A 24,419-nucleotide genomic window follows, 5' to 3' on the forward strand; every position below is an offset into this window, starting at 1 on the left:
ATTGATTTTGTGTTAGTTTCACCAGATTATGACGAATTAAAGGATGCGCAAATGGCGATTGCAAACTTACATACAAATAAACCATCGATTTATGAAAAGTTCTTAAATATCATTCATCTGACAAGGCAATTGCAGTATGGATATCAATATATGGGCGCGTTACTAATGGATGAGGACCCAAGTGAATTTCAGCCGCAGTTCCAAGATGATTATGTATTGTCCATCTATCAAAACGAAATCGAAAAATTTAAGGACGATGAAAGATTTCCTGAAATAAAACAATTGTTAAATTCATACAAACAAATTAGCTATGCAAACATTAGCAAGTTGGCATTAGGAGAAAACCCAACATCATTAGTAGGCACTGCGATAATCCATTAATATTTATGCAAAGGGACGGATCTTTAAGAGGACAATCGGAAGTTTTGCGCGTAAAAAGGCCCGACTAGTGGATAGGTGCTAATCGGGCCTTGGTGTATTTATGGGTAAGATCTTTTCGCAAAATTTTTGATTGCCATAGAAGAATGAAGTCGCGGATTTGGTCTGTGGGGTTTCAATCTTCGGGCGATCCTTGATTTTTAATTTTTTTACCTGTTTTCATTTTCAAACAGATATTTTTTTGTTATTTCTATCTGTTTTTAGATACAATTTCCCCCTCCCCAATTAAGAGGCTTTTAAAAAATGTATTTATTTCTCTTCATTTATGGCACGGCTCCATGGACAGCTGACTTTAGATGAGACTTATTACAGGATGGGCATACTGTTACGTCTTTTCCCGTAATTTGCTTGATAATTTCTATGGTACTAAGTCCAGTAAATTTAGGTTTGTAAGTCGGGCTATTGGTTAACTTTCGGCACAGTTTGAGTTTGGTTTTCTTATTTCTATTAGCCAGTAGACCATAATGTCTGATTTTCACTAATCCCTTCGGGAGAATATGCATGAGAAATCGGCGAATAAATTCTACACCTTTCATGGTTACTGTCTTTATTTGATTATTGTTTCGATAGTCCTTCACCCTGATTGTAACTGTGTTTTTATCTATTGAAACAATTCGATTATTCGATATGGCGATTCTATGTGTATATCGCCCAAGGTACTGAACCACTGCCAATGGACCTGAAAAAGTCCGTTTAGTGTAGCTGTACCAGTTTAGTGAGTAACATTCATCTATTAAACACTGAAACTGTTTTGGGTCTTCGTACTTTTTTGCGTCGTTATAAAAGACAAGCAATTTCTGTTCATAATATTGCTTTAAATAAAATAGATACTTTCCACGGAACTTTTTGGACAGAACTTTTACAGGAATAAAGAACTTTTTACTCGAGTGACGCCACTTATTCTGCTTGGAAAGTCCTCCAGCCAAGACAACCGTATGGATGTGAGGGTGAAAATGCAAGTTTTGTCCCCAAGTATGCAAGACAGAGAAAAAGCCAATTTGCGCCCCCAGATACTTTTTGTCAATGGAAAGCTCCGCAAGCGTTTCTGCGACGCATTTGTACATTAAATCATAGAGTACCTTCTGATTATGATAAATTAACATGTGCAGCTGCGCCGGCATGGTAAATACCACATGAAAATAGGGGGCGTTGAGAATATCTTTTTTTCTATTATCCACCCAAACTTCTTTGTTAACCCCTTGGCACATGGAACAGTGACGATTCCGGCATGAATTGTATCGAACCTGGGTATGACCACATGTATCACATTCATAGGCATGTCCACCTAAGCTGCTTGTTCGACATCTAATGATGTCGTTGGCTGCTTTGGCCTGTTCAGGGGATGGCTTATATTTTTCTTTATACTGCGCATAGAACGCCATAAATATATCTTGGATGGTAGTCATTCCCTATGATTCCCCTTTGAATCTAACGGACTTTTAATGCCCATCAGACTTTTAGAGGTCATGTGCAGATACGTTAATGTTGTTTTAAGGCTCTTATGTCCAAGCATCTGTTGGATAAACACTGGATCTACACCGTCTTCTAAGGAATGGGTGGAAAAGCAGTGCCGTAAAGTGTGGGAAGATATATTTGGATCAAGAGAAAGACTGTTCCTAAGTTTTATTAATGTATTCTTTATCGTTTTGACAGTAATGTGCTCGCCGGGGTTTTGGCCGGGAAACAGCCAATCATTTGGCTTATAGTTTTTAGCACTGAAATAAGTTTTAAAATACTCTCGAAGCACTTCCAGTGCTGTTTGGGATAAGATTGTATACCGGTTGGTATTATGTTTAGCATTATCAACACGGATTCGCATGGTCTTACTACAAATATCACTAATTTTTAATTTAGCCACTTCGCTTACCCGAAGGCCACTGCCATAAGCAAGGTAAAGGATAGCCTTATGCTTTAAGTTATGAGTTGAATTTAATAGGGAAAGTATAACTTCCCGTGAGGGAACAACAGGGAACTTCTGAGTTCTTTTCATCCTTGGAACTTTCATTGAGTTCCATTCCTTTTCTAATACATAAGTATAGAAAAACTTAATGGCTGAAATGTAATTATTGATAGTCCCTGCCGTAAGTTCTTTATCTCGTTTGAGATAAAGGATGTATTGTTGGATATCCTCAAGGGTCATTTCTTCTATGGGTTTTTTTAGTTCTTGCATATAGTTTAAAAAAGCCCGCATTCTTCGCCAATAAGATTCCTGGGTGGAATCTGGGGTTCCCTTAAGTTCAAAGAAAAGCTCAATTTTTTGATCATATTGTTTCATGGTGTTGCCTCCTGATGATTGTTTAAAGTAAATAAATCAATAATCAAAAGGGCAGGAGGAGCTCTCTCGGAAATATGGGAAATATTAATATGTATTTTTCGCGGTATTCGTGTTAAAATCTCCATATGAAAAAGTATGTTCTTTCATGGTTTGTTTGGTTTGGCGATTAAACAATACCACAGGAGACATACTTTTTCATTTTTTTTATGCTTTTTTTAGGATGGAAAATTTACCAAAAAGCCATCGCGGAGCGATTTCGTTCTTCTGCTTCATGAGGCAGAAGATCCGTCCTTTTTTGATGCACAAGAACCGTCCCCATGCATCACTTTCGTGTTTGATAATAGATATTTGGAAATAACTAGGTAAGGGAGGATTTGAGATGCCGAATTTAAAATATTTAGAGCCAACTGAGCTGCTGGAAAAGATATATGCGACGCTTTGCTCGGAATATGAGGATGCGCAGCATTATGACAGTGAGCAGGATCAGGAAGAGATAAGAATCACGAAGAAACGATTGACTAAAAAGATATTTAATGAATTCGTAGTGGATGAAGAGTATTTTCTTACGATGAATGAAAAAACCTTTAATGAGAGATATCAATTGTATGAAGTGGATTTATTAAAAATGATCCAAGAATGCAGTGAAAACCGGATTGAATATCTAACGTTTTTGCAAATCATTGATGACCTAATTGCCAGTGCAAAATTCCGACTCCAAGCGTTTGAGCAGCTAACCGATGAAATTCAAAAATTGCAAGAGACAGACGAGCAAGAAGATGAGGAAGGATAATGATGCATGGGGACGGTTCTTCTGCATCATTCTGATGCGCGAGAACCGTCCCCATGCATCAAAAGGAGATCCAAATGACAACAACCAAAATCTATCTCAAAGAGTGGCAGCAAGCCCTTCAAAATGAGATTAATCACCTAAAAAAGTTTGGCGGAAGCCGTTATATTGTGACGAATGGCCGGCTGTTATCAAATGATGAAGCCTACAGCTATTACTTTGATACAGCCATCCCGTTAAGAATACCCGTCGGTTCAGCGATCAAATTGGAATGGGGCGCGATGAAAAGCAGCGGAAAAGTACTTTCCTCTGAGGGCAGGGGAGTCATCCTTGCATTGGAGCAAAGCTTTGGCGACCTCATTTCCGATGCTTTTTTGCTGCACGATCCCTGGGAGCTGCTAGAGCAATTAATCGAACGCTTAGATGAAATCAAAAAAAGCAAGCAAAAGCGGCTGAGAGTGAAAAGATTGATGAATCCGTCCATGGAAACCAAGCATCCCGTGGAAAAAATTAAAAGTAATGTCCACGAATTGGTCCTGAGGTCAAAATACAATCCGGTCACGTTCGTCTGGGGACCGCCGGGTACCGGGAAAACATATACCCTGGCCAGAACAGCAGCCAACAAATATTTTCAGCAGAAAAAAGTGCTGATTCTGTCGCATAGCAATCAAGCCGTCGATGTATTGATGAATGAACTGACTGATTTTATTAAAAGGAAAAATCGATTCCGAGAAGGGGATGTACTCCGCTATGGTGGCGGCGGAGCTGATACGCTGTCGGCCTGCCATGAAATTACCACTGGTCTGCTCATTGAAAAACAGGACCCGCTCCTAGCCCAGGATCGAGAGAGACTAATAGATGAAAGACGTAACTTAAAACAGGATTTGGCTCACTCTTTTAGCAAGCGGGATTCGGAACATCTACTGGAGCTAGAAACACAGATTGCCAAGGTTCTCGAAAAAGTCCGGAAGAAAGAAGTCCAATTAGTAAAAGAGGCGTTTATTGTCGGTACAACGCTGGCAAAGGCGGCCAGTGACAATGCGGTTTATGAACAAGACTATGACGTCGTTATCCTCGATGAAGCCAGTATGGCCTATGTACCGCAGGCTGCTTTTGCGGCTGCGCTTGGTCATCGGGTCATCATTTGCGGGGATTTCAAGCAATTGCCGCCGATTGCCGCAAGCCGGGATCCGCTTGTGGCCAAATGGCTGAAAGAAGATGTATTCCATCATGCAGGGGTTGTGGAGTCTTTGAATGAAGGGAAGCTGCATCCGCAAGTTTTATTATTAAAAGAACAGCGGAGGATGCACCCCGATATTTCTGCTTTTACCAACAAGTTCATTTATCATTCACTGGTAGGAGATCATGAGAGCGTCTATAAAAGCAGGAACAGAATTACAAGCCTTGCACCCTTTAAAGAGCAGGCGGCAGTGCTTGTGGATACAAGTTTCACGGGCTTGCATGGCATGAGTGATAAAACCACTAATTCAAGATTCAACCTATGGCAGCTGCTGTTGTCTTTTCAATTGATTCATGAATCCTGCCTGGGAGGTGCTAAATCGATTGGCTATGTGACACCATACAGGGCTCAGGCAAATCTGATGGAGATGCTTCTTGAAGAGATTTACACAGATGAGCGCACCCGAGGGGATATTGTTGCGGCTACGGTCCATCGATTCCAAGGGAGTGAACGAGATGTCATGATCTTTGATACAGTTGACAGCGGCCCGCAGAACCGGGCAGGTATGTTATTGACCGGAAAGGATAGTGAACGCCTGATTAATGTAGCCATTACGAGAACGAAAGGGAAATTTATTCACGTCAGCAACAGTGATTTTATCCAAAAGCATGTGTATTCTGGAAAAACTCTAAGGCAGCTCGTTGATTATCAGGTCCGGCACGAACAAACGGTCACAAATAAAGAAATAGGTTCGTGGATTCAAAACCACCATTCAAAGTTAAGGTGGATTCATGCACTAAAATTAGAAGCTGTTTTTCGGGACATGACATCGGCTAAGGCATCGATTACAATCTCCTTGCCGGAGAGGGCCAAGTTAACGGAAGAATGGAAGGGACAGCTAATGAAGAAGGGCGAAAAGGTGAAATTAACCATTATTTCAGGCCAGGAAGACAACGTTCCGTTTCCCTTCGTGATGCTCGACGAAAAGGTGTTGTGGCTGGGACTCCCGCTCGAAGGAGCAAGAGAAATCCGTCCCCCTTATGTAGCGGCTAGACTAAGCTCCAGCAGAGTGTGTGAGTACTTGCTAAAATGAAGCACAGAGACCGGTACTTCTGCCTCAAAAGCAGAAGTGCCGTCTCTTTGTTTCATTCATAGGGTATTTCCAATTTGTGTTAAAATAGACTATATAACTTTAGTCTTGGGGGAGTAATATGTTTAACGGCGGTACATTGTTTGCATCAGAAGGTTTATTTGTTTTGTTAACTTTTTTACCCATTATCTTCTATATAGTTGTTGCTGGTTTTGGAATTTATTTTGTGATTAAAGTAATTAAATTTATGGATGCAAAAACAAAATCAGATCAAGAAAGAAATGCAAAGATTGATGAACTTGTTAGCGCAATCCACATGATTAAGAAGAGTGAATAATCTCATCGCCATAGGGCAGGTAACGAGATTTTAGAGGCTATTTGGACGATGTGCATTTATCGTAATAGAGTTATGGTAAAAGGAAAGGTGTTAAAGGCAAGAATGAAAAAATTTTGCCTTTAACACCTTTTGGAATTTTTGAAAGAATGTTATTGGATTTATTATTTCACATAGTTACAAAGCTTACCAATCTGCTCTACTTCAACAACTACAACATCTCCGGACTTCATTGGGCAGCTTCCCGAAGGCGAGCCAGTAGCCAAAACATCACCTGGCTCAAGTGTCATAACCTGTGAAATCCAACTGATGAGAAAAGGAATGGAAAGTGACATCTGATTGGTATTGCCATCCTGTACAACTTCTCCATTTAATCTCGTTACGATTCGTAAATTAGTCGGATCTAAACCAGTCACAATAACTGGACCCAAAGGACCGAAAGTATCAAAGCCTTTGCCTCTTGTGAATTGAGGGTCAGTTTTTGTAAGGTCCCTTGCTGTTACATCATTAAATAAAGTGTAGCCAAAAACATAATCCATTGCCTCTTCTTCTTTTATATTTTTGGCCCGCTTTCCAATAACGATTGCCACTTCCCCCTCCAATTCTACCTGTTGCGTTAAATCAGGTGATGGAAGGATGATTTCACCTTGATCTGGGACCAAGGAAGAGTTCGGTTTTAAAAATAAAAACGGTTCTTTGAGATTGGCAGTTCCGCCAGTTTCTTTTGCGTGTCCAGCGTATGTCCAGCCAAAATTAACGATTTTAGAGGGAGCTACCGGCACTAAAATCTTCACATCACTATATTTAACCCTTACACCATCATATTTCAGATCATTCTTTACAATTTCAGCAAAATCACTAGACAATTGTAATATCTCATTATCTTCCACAATTCCATATGAAGCTTTACCATCAGGTTTCTGATAACGAACTATCGTTTGTGTTTTTTGAAGCACCTGCATTACCATATGAACTCCTTCACTTACTTGATGAAATTTACCTGCCTGCTGATTATAACATAGTGTTCTTTTTCTTATTAAATTAATTTTATTACCAATGAATTTACAATGATATACGTGCAAAAATGCCCTACAAGTTTATTGATGATCTTGTAGGGCATTTTGTCTATGCTGATTTATTATTGGAAATAAGTTCAGACTCAATATGGGATGTTTTAGAAGATTCACCCATACGCCAGTAGGTAAATAGACTTATTGCTATACAAACGGCAACGTAATAGAAGAAGAGAGATTCCTTTCCGGCATTCTTTAACCATAAGGCAACGAACTCAGCTGACCCGCCGAATATAGCGACGGTGAGCGAATACGGAAATCCTACGCCAAGTGCCCGGATTTCAGTTGGGAATAATTCCGCTTTTACAATCGAGTTGATGGATGTATAGCCCGTCACAATTACGAGGCCTACCATCATAAGCAGAAAAGCCATGACTGGATTTTTTGTCTGTTGCATAAGCATAAAAAGCGGTACCGTCAGGATGGTTCCAAATACTCCGAAACCTAATAATAGCGGACGGCGGCCAATTCGGTCGGAAAGCATACCCGCAAGTGGCTGCAGAACAACAAATATTAGTAATGCCAGAAAGTTAATCCAGCTGACAGATTCTTTATCGATTCCTACCGTGTTAATCATAAACTTCTGTAAATAAGTAGTAAACGTATAGAAGGCGATTGTTCCGCCGAGCGTTAAGCCAACTACTGTTAAAACTGCTTTTGGATATTTCATTAAAACCTTAAGGGTTCCAGCTTTCTTACGGGTTTCTTTGCCCATTTTCGAAAATTGTTCAGATTCGTCCATTGTACGGCGTAACCATAATACGGCCAATGCTCCTAATGCGCCAATGACGAATGGAATACGCCAGCCCCATGAATGCATAGCGCTATCACTAAGTACCTGCTGAAGGATAATCATTACACCAAGTGCCGCCAACTGCCCGCCGACAAGGGTAACGTACTGGAAACTAGAGTAGAAGCCGCGGCGGCCGCTGCTAGCCATCTCTGATAAATAAGTGGCGGAAGTTCCGTACTCGCCGCCGAGCGAAATCCCTTGAATCAGCCGGGCAACAACGAGAATGATAGGTGATAGAATACCAATGCTGCTATAACCAGGAGTACAGGCAATGACTAAAGAACCCGCGGCCATGATGGTGACGGAAAGTGTTAACGCAGCCCGGCGGCCGTGCCGGTCAGCATATATTCCCATTAACAGACTTCCAATAGGACGCATGAGAAATCCGATAGCGAAAATCCCAGCTGTATTAAGCAATTGAATGGTGGGATTTCCTTGTGGGAAAAATACAGAAGAAAAATAAATAGCAAAAGCTGAATAGACGTACCAGTCATACCATTCAATTAGATTTCCAAGCGATCCCTTGAAGATGTTGCTTGTAATACGTCGTGACGCTGCACGATCATTTCGTACTTTCATTTTTAACTCCCCCTTTGTTTATAAGCTTCCCGAGTGAAATGCTATAGAGTCTTACCACCTTATTTATGTGGGAAACGAATTCATAAAGAGGTAAAACTCGGAGTGAATTTCTCTCGGAGTTGTTTAAAAATTCAATTATTTATCATGCAATTTTCATGCCAAATTGTTTCATGTGAAACAGTCCCTTTTTTCGACAGGATTATACAGAAAAGGCTAAAAAATATTTTTCTTCCTAAAAAAATAATCCGGCAAAAAATTCCGATTAAAACGGAACTTTTTGCCGGATGTATTCAACCGAAACGGATTTTTTTTCTCTCCATAAATAAATACCTACTGAATTCCTAACGGGTTTACTTTAGAGGTGCAATCATTTTAAACCACACGGCAAAACACACTTAAATTCACAATATGATTCAGAGTGCGATTTTTATTGATTTATCACCATTTTATAGAGTTTTAATTGATTATCATTTTCTAATTCACATAGTAAATCACAGGGTATGAAATAATTATTAGAGGGTGTGTGAATTTTAAACTACCCTCAATGCATCTAAATGGGGTTCACTTGATTTTTTTGAAACTTTAGAAGTCTTATCCTTAATTGAGTAACTAGTGATAATAAAATAAGCGAAGATTTTTCCGCTAAATGGAGAATAGGACTCATTCCAACGTAAATAAGGGAAGGTTCTTCGCTTAAACAAAGCAAAATCCCCAATATTGAAGTTTTTTGAGTTAATAGGGGAAATTTCTTCGCCTATTTAAGTTATTCTTAATCTTATTTACTAAATAAGGGAATTTTCTCCGCTTATCAAACTCTCTTTAGTGTCTGATGAACTTATACAACTTGCGGTTGCTTTAGTCAGACAAAGAAAATTTGAAAAAAGGCTTAGAGATATTTTCATCTCAAAACCTTATGGACTGTGCAATATACTGTGATTTGTGTTCTGAAAGGTTATGTGATTTGCTATGTGGTTAGGGTTGTGATTTACCGTTTTGCACCTCACAAGTAAACCTGTTACTGAATTCCATAGTCTTTAAAATATTTCATTGCTCCCGGATGGAGGGGTACAACCAGGCCTTTTCCTGCTCCGTTTCGATTAATATTAGTTGCAGCTTGATGTGCTCGTTGCACTTTATTCAAGTTTTCAAAAAATGTCTTGGTGATTTTATAGACCTGATTATCTGATAAATCGGATCGAACCAGAAGTATGTTACGAATGGCGACTGTCGGAATGGGTTCGTTATTTTGGTAAACACCTGCCGGTAGTTCTGCCTTCTCAAAGAATGGATATTGTTTCGTTAAACGATCGATTATGTTAGCTTGAATGGGAACAATCGAAACTTCCTTCAGTTTCTGCAACTCCACGACTGCATTATTGGGAAGTCCGGAAGTAACAAAGGCTGCATCTATATTTTTGTTTTTTAATTGCTCCATTGCTTCAGCATAGGAAAGGTATTCAGGCTGTATATCCTGATAGGTGATGCTATGTTCCTGCAAAATCATTCGGGCATTCCTCTCAACCCCGCTATTCGGGGCACCTACACCGACTCGCTTTCCTTTTAAATCGTAAATGGAATGAACGTTTTCATCTTTCAGAGTAACAATCTGAACATAGTTAAAATAAAGTCCAGCTACTGCTTTAAATGACGGGTGCCTGGATTTTTCATCCCTAGATTTTACATAGCGGTCCAGCTCGAAGGCAGCTGTATCGGACATGACAAAAGCCAGGTCCGCCTTATGATTCTCCAATAGGCTCACATTCTCGACTGATCCGTCAGAGGACCGAACAGCAGTCTTGTAGCCAAGTTTCGTTTTATACACTTTCGCTAATGCTTCTCCAATGGTGAAATAGGGACCAGAAACCTCGCCGGTCGCAATCGTTAAATAGTTTTGTTCTTTTGCCGGACGATGAGATATTTTTTCTGGCTGTTTCGTACATCCAAGTGTAAAGGTCCCTAGAGTGAACAGCCCAATCACCGCTATTAATAGGAACTTTTTCATTCTGATTCCCTCAAATATTGCTTCAATTTTTCGCGTAAGCCCCGCTCGCTGATGGCTAATTGTTTAGCCGTGTTGATGCGGTGACCCTGATTTTTTTCCAAAGTATAAAGGATATATTCTTTATTTACCTCTGCAAGAGAAAGGCCTTCCGGAAGGAGTAGACCGTTCTCTTCAGGCGCTTCTTTAGAAGGAATATCCTTTCGATAAACGGCTTCAGGGAGGTCTGAAAGCTGGATCACATCGTTATCCGATAGGGCAACCGCATATTCTACTATATTGGAAAGTTCCCGAACGTTACCAGGATAGGAGTATTGGTAAAGCATCCGTTTTGCATCAAGGCTGCACGATTTCGTCCGGATATTCAGATTAGCAGAATAGAAAGCTAAAAAATGGTCGATAAGAAGCGGAACGTCTTCCTTTCGCTCCCTTAATGGAGGAACGTGGATTGGAATCACGTTCAAGCGATAGTAAAGATCCTCGCGGAAGTTCCCTTTCGCCACTTCTTCTAGCAGATTTCGATGTGTCGCAGATATAATTCGCACATCCACTTCTTTCGCCGCTTGTGAACCGAGAGGAGTGACCACCTTCTCCTGAATCACCCGCAAAATCTTCGCTTGAAGGGCAAGAGGCATTTCGCCGATTTCATCTAAGAAGATGGTGCCGCCATCAGATTGTTCAAAAAGGCCTTGTTTGCGCTGATAAGCACCTGTAAACGCGCCCTTTTCGTGCCCGAACAGTTCGCTTTCAAGCAATGATTCTGGAATGGCTGCACAATTAATGACAGAAAACGCGTTTTGTTGGCGTATGCCTTGAAAATGAATTGCACGGGCCACTAATTCTTTGCCCGTTCCGCTTTCCCCCGTAATCATAATGTTAGAGGGAATATCCTTCACCTTCTCAATTAATTGGAATACTTTCTGCATACATTCACTCTTGCCGATTAAACCAGCATAGGATTCCCGCTGGCGTACCGCATGGCCCAACACTTGAACTTGCTGGTGCAGCTGCTGAAAAGTTAGGGCCTTTTTTAGCATTAATTTAACTTCTTCCAGATTTAGGGGCTTTGTTAGATAATGATAGGCGCCTTCTTTAATGGCTTCAACGGTGGAATCAATTGTGCCATAGGCGGTCATCATGATCACAACTGTATCCGGCCACTTTTCCTTGATGAGCCGAAGAAGATCTATTCCGCTCGATCTGCCTAAATTAAGGTCGAGCAAAACCCCATCAATTGCTTCGCTTTCCAGCAATTTTTGGCCGGTCTCCGCATTAGAAGCCGTCCAAACTGTGTATTCATCCTCAAGAGCGAACGAAAGGGAGGAGCAAATAGCCTGTTCATCATCAATGATTAAAATATTCATCATGAAGCATCTCCTTCATTAGCGAAAAATAAGCTGAAAGTTGTTCCGGTATTATTGACGCTGTTCACTTCAATCCGTCCTCCATGCTCCTTCATAATCTTTTGGCTAATATACAGTCCTAATCCAATTCCTTGACTCTTGGTGGTATAAAAAGGCTGAAATAGATGAAGAGCATCCTCTTCCTTAATCCCTTTCCCCGAATCAGCTATCTTGAGAACTAGCTTGGACCCTTCGGTTGAAACATGGAAAGTCAATCGTTTTTCCTTCGCTTCTGCCATTGCCTCAATAGCATTAAGGATTAAATTGATAAGCACCTGCTTAATGCGGTCTCGATCTATAAATACATCTGAGGTTGGGGGAATATTAATTTCTAACAGGATCCCTTCACTTCGGATTTGTTTCATAAAAAGATCTGTAACCGATTGAACCAATTCTTGCAGATTTTCCCTTTTGCGGTACATAGGCTTTTCCCTCGAATAGTCTAGTAAATCCTCAATAATTCGGTTCATCCTTCCTACTTCTTCTGGGACATGGCGGACAAGTTCAGTTCGAAACCGCGGATCATCTATTTTTCTAGGAAGCAGCTCAACAAAGGTTTTAATCGCTGTAAGTGGATTGCGGAGTTCATGAGCAATACCGGCGACCAACTGACCTAAAGCCCGCATCTTTTCCTGTGCTATTAATGCTTCTGTTTGTCTATTAACTTCTTGTTGTAATCGTTTATTCCAAATGAAGCTCCCTATTAAAATGATGAAAATGATTCCCATCACGATGAGCAGTCCATAGACCAGATTTCGCCACCAGCCAATCGCTAAACCGCTATACGGTTCAAGATACTGGGAATATAAGCGTTCGTAAGTGCTGTTTTGATGGGTTTCTGCTAAACCTTTATTCAATGCATTTAATAGACTGTAATTGCCTTTCCGTACGGCAAAAGCATAATCCGCTGGCGGGATAAGTCCCGTCCGAATTCGATAGAGTTTTTGTTTGTCAGCATTTTGGAGAACGTATTCAGCCGTCCAACGGTTCCCCAAGAATACATCAGCTCTTCCTAAAAAAAGCATGTCGAGCGCATCAGGCTGATTAAAGGATTCTAATATTTGACTTCCTCTAATACTTTCCAGTTGTGAAATGACAGCATCTTCCCGCTGAACCGCTGCAACTTTTTCCTTCAAATCATTCATACCGGAAATATCTCGAATGCCGGAGGGAATTACGACAGCGTCCGACATCGTTAGATAGGAATCGCTGAAGTCAATAAAAGAGTTACGGGTACTGGTATATTTTAATCCTGCCATCACATCCAGCTTACCAGCCTTCAGCATTTGAATGGCATCTTCCAACTCAAGCGGAATAAATTGGAGCTGATATCCTTGGTGTTCGACCACTTTCCGGATCAGTTCAATGTCAAATCCGGCAGCTTCGCCATTATGATCCAAATAGGAAAGGGGCGGTAAGTTTTTATCAAATCCGACTCGAATCACATGCTGATCCTCCGCTGCCGCCAATTGTGGGAAGGCAGGGAAAAGCAGGAGTGTTAGAAAAACTAGTAAGCCTAAATATCGCAAAAAAAGCCCTCCCCATATAAAGAGAAACTTCGATCAGTGGGGGTAATAACCCAATTATTTTATTTATTGTATCACTCTTATGCTTAATCAAACAGCTTCTGCGTTAGGATCAGGAAGATGCAAGGGAGGCTGCTTCGTATGGTACCTGTACTGAACAAGCGATAAGTAAAATCTGTGAACTCCCTGATAGAACTCGGTATAGAAAAAAGTGCCTGCCAACGCCGCCAATTTTCGACATTATGAAGTGCATGATAGTCACTTTTTATGTTCACAATATTGACAGGTTTATTAAATCTTGCTAAGGTAATATAGTTACTTTTGATAACAGTTACCACAGGTAACTATATTAGGCGGTGATTTACATTAATTATTCGCGGAAATTTTTCCATAAACTATTAATGCTGTATCGTCCTTTTGAAAAAAGGCTCAATACCGAGCTCGGAAAGCATGACCTGCACAGGGCACAATGGACAATCATTTATTATTTGGAAAACCTTAATCCTGCCACCCTTGTTGAACTTTCCAATTACCAGGGCGTCGAGAAACCGACGATTACCAGAACCGTCGGCCAATTAGAAGAATTAGGCTATGTCGAGCAGGTTCGTGGAAAGGATAAGCGTGAAAAGCGGATGCAATTAACGGAGGCTGGCAAACAGTTATACCAAGAGGTCCGCGAGACGGTTGATGCCTATGAAGTTGAAATTTTAAGGGGGATTTCAGAGGAGGATCTTAAAACGGCCATCCGTGTAATGGATGATATCCGAAAAAATATAATTCAATCAGGAGATGGAGAAGTTGGAACAAGCGAGACCTAAATTGTGGACGAAGGATTTTATCATTATTTCGGCTGCAAACTTTTTCTTATACTTAATCTTTTATTTATTATTGGTGACCATCGCAGTTTACGCCGTCAATCATTATCATGCCAGTGAAAGCCAAGCGGGACTGGTGACGGGAATTTTCATAATCGGTACCTTGATTGGCCGTCTCGTGATCGGCCGCATCATCGAATCCGTTGGAAATAGGAAAACGATGCTTTTGGGTCTCATCTTTTTTATTTTGACATCGTTATTATATTACATCGATTCAGGGGTTAGCTTCTTACTATTTACCCGCTTTGTACATGGTTTAGCCTTAGGGGTAGCCAGTACGGCAACAGGAACGATTGTTGCCCAGATTATCCCGAAAACACGCAAAGGCGAAGGGATCGGCTATTACAGCATGAGTACCACAATGGCCACTGCTATCGGCCCTTTCATTGGATTATACATGAATCAGCATACAAGCTATTCAGCTATTTTTAGTTTCTGTTTGGCTTTAGGCCTTATCAGCTTCATTATTGCCTTGTTTATGAAAGTGCCGGAGTTCAAAACTCCTGCCAAAAAAGCGGCAGTTAAGGGAGGATTCAAGCTTTCCAACTATATTGAGCCGAAGGCGCTGCCAATTGCCTTAGTTACACTGATTGCCGGCATTTGTTACGCAAGCGTTCTATCTTTTATTAACTTTTATGCCATTGAAATTAATTTAGTAAGTGTGGCAAGCTTCTTCTTTATCGTCTATGCGGTAGCAATCTTAGTATCACGCCCCATCACGGGAAGATTAATGGATGTGAAAGGCGCCAACTATGTGATGTATCCTACCTTTATTTTATTTGCAGCTGGACTATTCTTAATAAGCTCGGCAAACAGCGGCACTATCTTCTTGCTTGCCGGTGTCCTGATTGGATTCGGATTCGGAAATATCCAATCTTGTTCACAGGCTATTGCAGTGAAAGTCACACCGCTTGAGCGGATGGGATTGGCGACATCTACGTACTTTATCGCACTAGATGCCGGATTGGGATTCGGGCCATACGCGATTGGCTTCATCATCCCGTTAACCGGCTACCGTAACCTATATCTCATCATGGCTATTGTCGCCTTAGCCTGCACGGTACTCTACTACATCATGCACGGAAAAAGAAAAGAAACCCTTGCAGAAGTCAGACTGTGAGGCATAGGTTGAGGCATGGGAAGCTTCTCATGCCTCAATTTGCTTGTTTTCTCCAGTTTTCGATAAAATAAGAAGGGAAAATAAAATAGAAAAGGTGAGAACATGAGTCAATTATCCGAGTTTTTATCCAGCCATCATGATCAAAATGTCGAGGAATTAAAAGAATTGCTCCGGATTCCCAGCGTTAGTTCCCTATCTGAGCATAAAGAGGACATCCAAAAAGCAGCTACATGGATTGCCCATAAATTAGAAGGCATTGGCATGGAACATGTGCAAATTGTCCAGACAAAAGGGCATCCGATTGTTTATGCGGACTGGCTTCATCAGGAGAACGCCCCGACTGTGTTAGTTTACGGGCATTATGATGTACAGCCTGTTGACCCAGTTCATTTATGGGAAACCCCTCCGTTTGAACCAACGATCCGCGATGAAAAGATTTATGCCAGAGGGGCAACAGACGACAAAGGGCAGACGTTCTTACATATCAAAGCAGTGGAAACCCTGCTAGCGTTAAATGAAAAATTGCCGGTTAACGTAAAATTCTGTATCGAAGGAGAAGAGGAAATCGGAAGTCCTCATCTACCAACGTATCTATCCGAAAATAAAGAAAAGCTAGCTTGTGATGTGGTCGTGATTTCAGATTCAGATATGTGGGATAGAGGAGTTCCTGCAATCACCTATTCATTAAGAGGGCTGTGTGCACTCGAATTCTCTCTTAAAACAGCTAATTCTGATTTGCATTCAGGCATGTTCGGCGGGGGAGTTCAGAACGCCACTCATTTATTGGTCAAGCTGCTGTCCACCCTTCATGATGCAAACGGTAAAGTAAATGTGGATCATTTTTACGATGATGTTGTGGAACTGACAGATTTTGAAAAGGAACAGATTAAAGCGTTGGGCTTTGATGAAGAAAAGTTAAAAAAATCATTAGGGTTAACGGAGTTAACGGGAGGGGAAAACAATTACCCATACCCAGAGAAAATCAGTTCCCGGCCAACATTGGAAATAAACGGAATATGGGGCGGGTTCCAGGGCGAAGGGACAAAAACGGTCATCCCGAATGAGGCACATGCCAAAATCACCTGCCGTCTCGTCCATAATCAAAACCCAGAAAAGATTCAGGGCTTAATCAAAAATCATTTAGAAGAGCACGCGCCAAAAGGCTGCACATTACAAGTGACTCTACAGGATACGGGTAATCCATTCTTAACGCCAATCGACAGCCCAATGATTCAAACAGCGGCAGAAGCTTATGAAAAAGTGTACGGGAAATCGCCTGTTTACAAAAGAGAAGGCGGCTCCATTCCGATTGTATCGGATTTCAATCAATCACTAAATGCACCTGTTGTCTTAATGGGCTTCGGGTTGCCGGATGAAAATCTTCACGCTCCGAATGAGCATTTTAACCTGGAGAACTTTGATAAGGGCATTTTGACGATTTGTTCGTTTTTGGAGCTGCTTAAAAAGTAATTCACAATAATGTATATTGAAACAGGGGAAAAAACAGTCATGTTATTTCCCTGTTTTTATTATCTCCGGCTTGATCCAGATATTTTTAAAATCAACGTGACCATGTGGATTTAACCCTACTCCCTTAATGGAAGGATGGAAGGTTGACCCAATATTCTTGTGTACCAGGAACACCATAGCATGATCTGAAAGGAGGCGGGCCTCGATTTCTGAAAAAAGAAGCGAACGATCCTTTTCCCTTGGTATTGATAGAATAGCTTCTACTTTCCGATCAATAAAATCCGCGGTGTTCTGACTGAGATGTCGCCGTAAAAAACTAAAGCCGGATTGGTAGAGTTCGAGTTTTGACAATTCCTTTTCTCCCCACACTGCCTCGAATAAGATACAGTCTGCTTGGTCGATGATTTCCTCTATTAATATTTCATTCCAGCCGAGAACCGTGACATCCATCAAGACTCCATATCGGGCAGTTTCAGTCTTAATCCATTCTGCATCTGGTTGATGACGGTCATAAGTGAAAAGTTGAACGGTTTCTCCTAGATAGCCCGATTTCTGCAAAAGAAATTGGATTTCCTCAACATCCGCGTTTTTAGAAGCCGTGAGCAATGACTGGTTCATTTCAAAACTATAGGAAGGGATCATCCTTGGGGGGCCAAGGTCTGCAATCAGTTTCTTTCTGTCGATCAGTTTGCTGATCGCCTGTCGAAAATAAATGTTTTGTTGCGGGCCGGTCTTTTTTCGCAAATTGAACGTAAACAAAGTGCTTCCTTCATAACTTCCTTCTATCAGTTCCTGTTCTGAATTGCCATAGTAATGGCTTTCGCCTGTGTTGACAAAAATGCTGCTTTTATCCGCTAACAATTCCTTCTCATACTCTTTTGGGACATTCAGGATCTCAAAGCGATCGACGAAGGGTCTTCCCTCATAATAATGGGGGTTGGCTTCGAGAACGCAGTAATTTTTATTGTATGTATGAACCTTGAAAGGTCCAGTACCGATATAGCCCGAACTCCCCGAAAAAATAATTGAGAGAGCCGGAAAGCTGAGGAAGGCCAGGAATAGGGCATTGGGTTTGTGCAAATGGAATCGTACTGCATACGGGTCCAAACATTCGATGGAGCGAATATTCTTGACAAGCCAAAATTGCATGAAATCCGGGTGGATCAGCATTGAAAATGTGTCATGTATGTCACTCGAGGTCAGCTTTTTACCGTTGTGAAATAGAATTCCTTTTTTTAGATAGAATGTCCACTCAGTTTGATCCTCGTTCCATTCCCAATGATGGGCAAGTTTCCCCGCAACTGTTTCAGATGAATAATCATATGCAACAATCGTATCATACACCTGTTTAGTGAGATGGACATCAAAATCGAAGAAGGCTTGTGAAGGCACCATGGAATTAAAGGTCCGAAACATTGGAAGACGGATGATATCCCTCACTTCTTGTTTTTCATGTCCCCAAAAATGGGCCAGCCACTGCAAAAGCCTGTTTTTTAAAGCGGGAGTGCCGAACCGTGCCGCAAGCTCCAAGCCCTCGGTAATCTGTCCAGTTTTGAAAAGAGCAACTGCTTCGGCAAAAACAGCATCGTCAACTGATTTTAAAAAAGTAAGATGAGATTTGTTTCCGCGCCCGCGGCCGGGTGAGAAGGAAACCAAACCGGATTCCACCAGCTTCGTTAAAATAAACTTGGCATTACGCTGCGAACAAAACAAAATGTTCGAAAGCTCTTCCATTGTAGTGGGAAATGGTGCTTGATCGGCTTTGTGCTGGTAATAATCACGAATGGCTTTGTAGTCCTCGAGTAATCTCATATTCTCACTCCTAAAAACTCGAAATGAATCTGCAACATTTCTTCCATTTTTACGATTGAAAACTCCCCTTACAATAAAAAGCAAAGATCGGAAGGGGATGTAATCTTGTCGATATCATCTTTGAAGGTAAACAAAAAAACAGTGAGTATTTGGAGGAATCAATCCTTCCTCATTCTGCTGAGTTCGACGTTTCTACTGAGCGTTGCAAATCGGATTTATGAACTGTTGCTGCCATTGATTCTATTGGAATTGACGAATTCCTCGGTTGCAGTCACCACGATGCGGACCTCGGAGTTATTGCCCAATTTGCTGTTTGGCATCTTCATTGGCGTGTTCGTTGACCGCTTGAATAAAAAGAAGCTTGCACTATGGTCAATTGGTCTGCAAGCCGGTCTGCTCTTGTGTTTGGCCTATATGTTGAAAATGGAAACAGCCTGGCTGGCACCATATTACCTGATTGGATTTTTGCTGATGACCTGCAATTATGGTTATTTCAATGCACAGGTAGGGCTTGTGAAAATGAACATCCCAACTGAATATTTCCATTCGGCAAATGCAAAATTCTCGTTCATTGAGACATTTGTAAGTGTGTCGGGACCGGTCATTTCCGGGATGCTGCTGCTGTTGCCGTTTTTCTATAATGGCGTGTTGGTTACCGCTTTGGCTTATGTACTTTGCTTTGTCATCCTATCACGGTTATCCCACCAATCGGAATCACACCGTCAGTCGAATTCAGGTGTCCTGGCTGATTTTCGTGAGGGGTGGAATGCCTTCAAGGCAAACAAACCTCTATGGATGATGACCATGTTTATCATGTTATTAAATTCAACCATGGTCGTTGTCCAGACAACAGTGGTTATTTTTGCAAAAACAGAACTTGGCCTCGCATCTTCTGGAGTAGCGATGGTGATCTCGGCTGTCGGGATTGGCGGAATGGTTGGCAGTTTGTTATCAAGCAAGCTGCGGAAGTCGTGGGGTCTCGGTGTGTTGTTTGGCGTATCCGCCATTCTCCATTCGGCTGCTTATTTGTTGATGTTTGTTTCAAATAATTACCATATTTTGATTATAGCACTGTTCATCAGCGGAATGGCAACATCATTTTACTCTGTTTGTGCGTATACGTTCAGGCTTGAACAAACACCCCCTGAACTGATTGGCCGGATCAGCGGCATAACCGGAACGTTTTTCAGGGTGGGGATGCCGGTTACGGTCTATTTGTCGGGCTGGGTGATGAATGTCTGGGGAGCTGCTCCGATTTTTCTCACGGCAGGGCTCGTGAATTTAATTGTGTTTCTTGCGTATCGCATAACTTTTTTGTGGAAATTGAAATAGGATTTCTTGGGGATGTCACGTGTAGCGCTGATCATTTTGGGAGGTTCATAACGCCCGAACCCTTGAAAAATCATGTCCCTAGTCCTTATGAGAGGTTCATAACACCCGAACCCTTGGGATAATCCTGCCCCTGGTCGTTATGAGAGGTTTGATAACGCCCGAACCCATGGAAAAATCTTGCCCCCGGTCGTTATGAGAGGTTTATAACGCCCGAACCCTAGAAAAAAACATGTCCCCGGTCGTTATGAGAGGTTTATAACGCCCGAACTCTTGGAAAAATCTAGTCCCCGGTCGTTATGAAAGATATTTATTCCCAACTTCAGAAAACAATCAATTAGAAAAGAACTTAAAAATAACCTATGAGGTGAAATATGAAAAATTTGATCTTTCCAGATCCAGTTAAGAGAGAGTTGTATTATAAAAATTATGACCATTCACTAAAACAATGGAACATAGAAATAGAGACTTTTTATATCGAAACGACCTTTGGGAAAACGCATGTGATTGTCTGTGGCCCTAAGGATGCACAGCCGGTTGTGTTGCTTCACGGCATGACTGTGAGTTCGACAATGTGGTTTGCGAATGCTCCTGTTTGGTCCCAAAACTATCGAGTCTATGCCATCGACACGATTGGCGATTTCGGAAAAAGCGAATGTGTTCGTCCGGTCACAACTAGACTGGAAATAAACAGCTGGTTAAACGAGGTGCTGGATGCATTGAATGTTAAAGAATTTTATTTAGTTGGTCACTCCATGGGGGGATGGATTGCACTTCAGTTTAGCTTTCAGTCCGATAGAGTAAAGAAATTGGTTTTACTGGCGCCAGTCATGAGCTTTTCCGGTTTGAACTGGAAATTCCCTTTCAAACTGCTCCCGGCAACTTTATTAAGAAACTCCTATTCTATAAGAAAATTGTATGAGTGGATGTTTGCAAAGCAAAATACGCCAAACCAAATACTGTACGATCAATTCTTAGCAGGGTATAAATTTGGAAGAATTCAATTAAAAGTAGCACCAACCGTTTTTAAAGAAGCAGAACTGGAAAAATTGCTGCCAGAAACTTTAGTTCTTATCGGTGAAAATGAAGTAATTTATTCGTCTGTCCATCAGGCAATGAAGCGTGCCGATGAATCGCCAAAAATGACGGTATACCTGATTCCAAACAGTTCACATTGTTTGCCAGCTGAACAAGCACATATCGTGAATCAATTGGTCGTGCAGCATTTGGGGGAGTAGGCGAAAGTTCCATTTTAAGATAAGTAATTTAAGGGAGCAGCTCTAAAAGCTGTTCCTTTTCCCGTTTTTCAAGGTTTTCTTAGATACAAAATACGGTATGCTAGGTACATGTTAAGAAAATCTTAAGATTTACATCATGGGTTTATTAAGATTTGCTGGGTATCATGATCTCAGAACGAAAGATAAAGGGGAGAAGCGGATATCCGATACAGATATAGGGGTGAATTGTTCTAATGAATATATTAGTTTGTGACGATGATCAGGCAATTGTTGAGGCGATTGGTGTCTACTTAGAAAATGAAGGGTATCAAGTCTTTACAGCCTATAATGGGTTAGAGGCAATTGAAATCATAGATCATCATACAATCCATTTGATCATCATGGATATTATGATGCCTAAGCTGGATGGAATTCGGGCAACTATGAAAATTAGAGAAGCGAATAACATCCCGTTGATTATGCTCTCAGCCAAATCAGAGGATTACGATAAAATTCTGGGGCTAAACGTCGGTGCGGATGACTACATAACGAAGCCCTTTAACCCGCTGGAACTAATCGCAAGAGTGAAATCCCAGCTTAGAAGATATACCACCTTGGGAAGCTTGGAAACCAAGAGTCATGTTTATCAAACGGGAGGGCTTGTCATCGATGATGAAAGCAAAATCGTCACGGTTGATGGAGAGGACGTTCACCTTACACCGGTACAATATAAGATTTTAAAGCTGCTGACGGCTAATGCCGGCAGAGTTTTCTCCATCGAAGATATTTATGAAAAGGTTTGGAACGAGCCGGCCTACAGTCCAGAAAATACGGTTTCTGTTCATATAAGAAAAATCAGAGAGAAAATAGAAATCAATCCGAAAGAGCCAAAATATTTGAAGGTGGTGTGGGGAGTTGGATACAAGGTTGAAAAAATATAGCCATTCAATCATCACAAAGATGATTGTGTTTCTCCTGGTGATTACCTGTTTTACAGGGTTAATTAAAACGATTGTTGATGTAGAAGTGGTTCATGAAGGGGAATTTAGCAGTGCTTTTCATGACAATTATTTTCAAAGCCATTCCTTTGTAAAAGAAAGTGGTTATCTTGCGGAGGATCTCACCCGGCTGGTTGGGTTTTATAAGAGTGAGGAACATATTTTAAATGGCGGAACGATCAATGGGGATGAATTAAAAAGACGAGAACAAGAGTTATTTTGGGACTTTCAAAGTAATTCGAAGAGCTATAATCCCAATTTAACAGAAGCGGAAAACTTTGAAAAATTTAAAATCGAATACGCAGATCAGATCGCCAATGTTAGGGATGAGCTGATCAGGAATGATTTAAGAGATTTTCATTCGCTATTGCAAAGGGTAGAAGAGGTTAAAAATCCTTTTTATTATGCCAGTGATGGCGTCAATGTCTATAAGAACAGTTCGAATACAGAGAAAGAACAGTTCCAATCCTTCCCTTCCTACCTAATTTTAGAAGACTATAAAAACGAGCTGTATCCAAAAGAGGCCGAGGAGAATGAAAATCTCCTTCAGGTGATCCAAAGTAAAGAGGATTGGGGTTTGAAAGGCCAGGTCGTTTATGTAGCTTTTTCGAAAGAGTATTTATCTACGAAAATTCAAGACTGGAAAGAGACTAAAGCAATAGCAACTGCAAACTTCTATAAATTGCTGGCCTATCTGACTGGTTTCATTCTTTCCTTCCTGTATCTAGTAATCACGACGGGCAGAAAGTCATTCAAGGATGAAGAGCTGCGCCTGCAAACGATTGATAAATTATTTGTAGAATTCAATATCCTGATATGTATAGGATTAATGGCATTGTGGGTGGCACTGATGGATAACTTCACATCGTCATCAAATATCCCGAAATTGGTGATTCCGATTACAATCCCGCTAGCGGCAGCAGTGCTCTTCTTGATCTTATCACTCATCAGGCATATCAAAAATCGAACCATCTTCAAGCATACCGTAATCTATCAAATTGTTTATAGGCTGATTCAATTTGTAAGACATGTTTATGAGAGCGGAAGTGTCGCCGTAAAGACGATATTAATCGTTATTGGATACCCAGTGCTGATTGCTTTGACGTTTTTCATGTTCCCAATTACCATTGGGCTGGCGGCCTGGTTTGCCCTTAAGAAGGTCAAGGCATTCCAAGCTATAAAGGATGGTGTTGCCAAAATTAAAGAGGGCGATATCCATCATCGTATCCATGTTGGTGAAAAGGGAGAGTTTGCTGGTCTCGCTGAGAATATTAACAGCATTACCGATGGTTTGAAATCAGCAGTCGATAGTGAACTGAAAAGCGAGCGGTTAAAAACGGAACTAATTACGAATGTCTCTCATGATATACGAACGCCATTAACAGCCATCATTACTTATGTCGATTTATTAAAACAAGAGAAAGACCCTGTAAAAGCAGAAAAATATCTAGAAGTATTAGATCAGAAGTCAAAGAGGCTAAAAAATTTAACGGATGATTTATTTGAGGCAGCAAAGGCTTCCAGTGGAAATATTCCAGTTCAATTAGGGCGGGTCGATATTGTCTCGTTAGTCACCCAGGGACTAGGGGAAGTAAGCGATAAAATTGAAGCTTCTGGGCTGTACCTGAAGATTCACTACCCTGATGAAAAGCTATTTATCAAAGCTGATGGAAAACTATTGTGGAGGTCAATAGAGAACGTATTATCCAATATTTTCAAATACGCACTCCCAGGGTCAAGGGTTTATATTCAATTCGAGGATGTAGGGAACGAGATTCTTCTAACCTTCAAAAACATGTCTGCTTATGAATTAAACATTTCAGCGGATGAATTAATGGAACGCTTCAAAAGAGGGGATGAATCCAGGACCAGCCAAGGCAGCGGCTTAGGACTGTCGATTGCCCAAAGCCTCATTGAAAATCAAGGAGGAAGTTTTGCAATTCAAATTGATGGAGACCTATTCAAGTCGATGATCTATATGCCGAAGGATCAATAACAGCCTTCAAAACAAGTTAAGCGCCTGTCACTTCCAGCTTTGTACTCGGGGCGTGACAGGCACTTTTTTTGAGGTTGGGGACGGTTCCGCTGCATCATTTTCATCCATAAACCAAAATTGATGCT

General features: G+C 41.1%; 19 protein-coding genes. 11 read left to right on the plus strand and 8 right to left on the minus strand.

Going from position 1 to position 24,419, the window contains the following annotated elements; all coding sequences use genetic code 11:
- The first annotated feature begins 9 nt into the window (after positions 1 to 9).
- Positions 10 to 381, plus strand: a complete 372-nt coding sequence (locus ACZ5AE_RS02540) for a hypothetical protein (RefSeq protein WP_464569195.1) — start codon at positions 10 to 12, stop codon at positions 379 to 381.
- Positions 382 to 701: 320 nt separating this feature from the next.
- Here the strand turns inward: ACZ5AE_RS02540 and ACZ5AE_RS02545 are convergent, their stop codons facing one another.
- Entirely contained in the window at positions 702 to 1,844 is a 1,143-nt protein-coding gene (locus tag ACZ5AE_RS02545; RefSeq protein WP_464569197.1) for an IS91 family transposase, read from the minus strand.
- The gene (locus tag ACZ5AE_RS02550; RefSeq protein WP_464569199.1) at positions 1,841 to 2,713 is read right to left on the minus strand and encodes a tyrosine-type recombinase/integrase; all 873 of its coding nucleotides are present in this window, start codon (positions 2,711 to 2,713) and stop codon (positions 1,841 to 1,843) included. The genes ACZ5AE_RS02545 and ACZ5AE_RS02550 overlap by 4 nt, the downstream gene beginning before the upstream one ends.
- Positions 2,714 to 3,092: 379 nt before the next feature.
- On the opposite strand from ACZ5AE_RS02550, the gene ACZ5AE_RS02555 reads away from it, so the two are divergent.
- The 3 genes from ACZ5AE_RS02555 to ACZ5AE_RS02565 all read left to right on the plus strand — a co-directional run bounded on the left by ACZ5AE_RS02555 (position 3,093) and on the right by ACZ5AE_RS02565 (position 6,107).
- Positions 3,093 to 3,503 (plus strand): hypothetical protein, encoded by a 411-nt coding sequence (locus ACZ5AE_RS02555; protein WP_464569201.1) that lies wholly within the window; start codon positions 3,093 to 3,095, stop codon positions 3,501 to 3,503.
- A gap of 74 nt (positions 3,504 to 3,577) precedes the next feature.
- Positions 3,578 to 5,773: a DEAD/DEAH box helicase gene (locus ACZ5AE_RS02560; RefSeq protein ID WP_464569203.1), complete on the plus strand. Its 2,196-nt coding sequence runs from the start codon at positions 3,578 to 3,580 to the stop codon at positions 5,771 to 5,773.
- A gap of 118 nt (positions 5,774 to 5,891) precedes the next feature.
- Positions 5,892 to 6,107: a hypothetical protein gene (locus ACZ5AE_RS02565; protein WP_464569205.1), complete on the plus strand. Its 216-nt coding sequence runs from the start codon at positions 5,892 to 5,894 to the stop codon at positions 6,105 to 6,107.
- 161 nt (positions 6,108 to 6,268) lie between these two features.
- On the opposite strand, the gene ACZ5AE_RS02570 is transcribed toward ACZ5AE_RS02565, so the two are convergent.
- The 5 genes from ACZ5AE_RS02570 to ACZ5AE_RS02590 form a co-directional block, all read right to left on the minus strand.
- Positions 6,269 to 7,066: a fumarylacetoacetate hydrolase family protein gene (locus ACZ5AE_RS02570; RefSeq protein WP_464569207.1), complete on the minus strand. Its 798-nt coding sequence runs from the start codon at positions 7,064 to 7,066 to the stop codon at positions 6,269 to 6,271.
- A gap of 163 nt (positions 7,067 to 7,229) precedes the next feature.
- Positions 7,230 to 8,549 (minus strand): MFS transporter, encoded by a 1,320-nt coding sequence (locus ACZ5AE_RS02575; protein ID WP_464569209.1) that lies wholly within the window; start codon positions 8,547 to 8,549, stop codon positions 7,230 to 7,232.
- Between the two features lie 1,015 nt (positions 8,550 to 9,564).
- Positions 9,565 to 10,551: a TAXI family TRAP transporter solute-binding subunit gene (locus tag ACZ5AE_RS02580; RefSeq protein ID WP_464569211.1), complete on the minus strand. Its 987-nt coding sequence runs from the start codon at positions 10,549 to 10,551 to the stop codon at positions 9,565 to 9,567.
- A complete protein-coding gene (locus tag ACZ5AE_RS02585; RefSeq protein WP_464573519.1) occupies positions 10,548 to 11,912 on the minus strand; it encodes a sigma-54-dependent transcriptional regulator in 1,365 nt (454 codons plus the stop codon). The genes ACZ5AE_RS02580 and ACZ5AE_RS02585 overlap by 4 nt, the downstream gene beginning before the upstream one ends.
- Entirely contained in the window at positions 11,912 to 13,480 is a 1,569-nt protein-coding gene (locus ACZ5AE_RS02590; RefSeq protein WP_464569213.1) for a transporter substrate-binding domain-containing protein, read from the minus strand. Before ACZ5AE_RS02590 ends, ACZ5AE_RS02585 begins: the two co-directional genes overlap by 1 nt.
- A gap of 398 nt (positions 13,481 to 13,878) precedes the next feature.
- Between ACZ5AE_RS02590 and ACZ5AE_RS02595 the strand changes: the two genes are divergently transcribed.
- From ACZ5AE_RS02595 to ACZ5AE_RS02605, 3 genes are all read left to right on the plus strand, one after another.
- Positions 13,879 to 14,295, plus strand: a complete 417-nt coding sequence (locus ACZ5AE_RS02595) for a MarR family winged helix-turn-helix transcriptional regulator (RefSeq protein WP_464569215.1) — start codon at positions 13,879 to 13,881, stop codon at positions 14,293 to 14,295.
- Positions 14,276 to 15,472, plus strand: a complete 1,197-nt coding sequence (locus ACZ5AE_RS02600; protein WP_464569217.1) for an MFS transporter — start codon at positions 14,276 to 14,278, stop codon at positions 15,470 to 15,472. The genes ACZ5AE_RS02595 and ACZ5AE_RS02600 overlap by 20 nt, the downstream gene beginning before the upstream one ends.
- 102 nt (positions 15,473 to 15,574) lie before the next feature.
- Positions 15,575 to 16,942 carry a dipeptidase gene (locus tag ACZ5AE_RS02605; protein WP_464569219.1) on the plus strand — a complete coding sequence of 456 codons (1,368 nt, stop codon included), beginning with the start codon at positions 15,575 to 15,577 and terminating at the stop codon, positions 16,940 to 16,942.
- A 42-nt stretch (positions 16,943 to 16,984) separates the two neighbouring features.
- Here ACZ5AE_RS02605 and ACZ5AE_RS02610 read toward each other — a convergent pair whose 3' ends face one another.
- Positions 16,985 to 18,754, minus strand: coding sequence for an ABC transporter substrate-binding protein (locus ACZ5AE_RS02610; RefSeq protein ID WP_464569221.1), 1,770 nt, complete (start codon positions 18,752 to 18,754; stop codon positions 16,985 to 16,987).
- A 105-nt stretch (positions 18,755 to 18,859) separates the two neighbouring features.
- On the opposite strand from ACZ5AE_RS02610, the gene ACZ5AE_RS02615 reads away from it, so the two are divergent.
- The 4 genes from ACZ5AE_RS02615 to ACZ5AE_RS02630 all read left to right on the plus strand — a co-directional run bounded on the left by ACZ5AE_RS02615 (position 18,860) and on the right by ACZ5AE_RS02630 (position 24,294).
- Positions 18,860 to 20,086 (plus strand): MFS transporter, encoded by a 1,227-nt coding sequence (locus ACZ5AE_RS02615; RefSeq protein ID WP_464569223.1) that lies wholly within the window; start codon positions 18,860 to 18,862, stop codon positions 20,084 to 20,086.
- Positions 20,087 to 20,457: 371 nt separating this feature from the next.
- A complete protein-coding gene (locus ACZ5AE_RS02620; RefSeq protein ID WP_464569225.1) occupies positions 20,458 to 21,321 on the plus strand; it encodes an alpha/beta fold hydrolase in 864 nt (287 codons plus the stop codon).
- A 233-nt stretch (positions 21,322 to 21,554) separates the two neighbouring features.
- Positions 21,555 to 22,241 (plus strand): response regulator transcription factor, encoded by a 687-nt coding sequence (locus ACZ5AE_RS02625; RefSeq protein WP_464569227.1) that lies wholly within the window; start codon positions 21,555 to 21,557, stop codon positions 22,239 to 22,241.
- The gene (locus ACZ5AE_RS02630) at positions 22,216 to 24,294 is read left to right on the plus strand and encodes a HAMP domain-containing sensor histidine kinase (RefSeq protein WP_464569229.1); all 2,079 of its coding nucleotides are present in this window, start codon (positions 22,216 to 22,218) and stop codon (positions 24,292 to 24,294) included. Before ACZ5AE_RS02625 ends, ACZ5AE_RS02630 begins: the two co-directional genes overlap by 26 nt.
- The last annotated feature ends 125 nt before the right edge of the window (positions 24,295 to 24,419 follow it).

The sequence above is a fragment of the Neobacillus sp. S1227 genome (assembly GCF_055385255.1).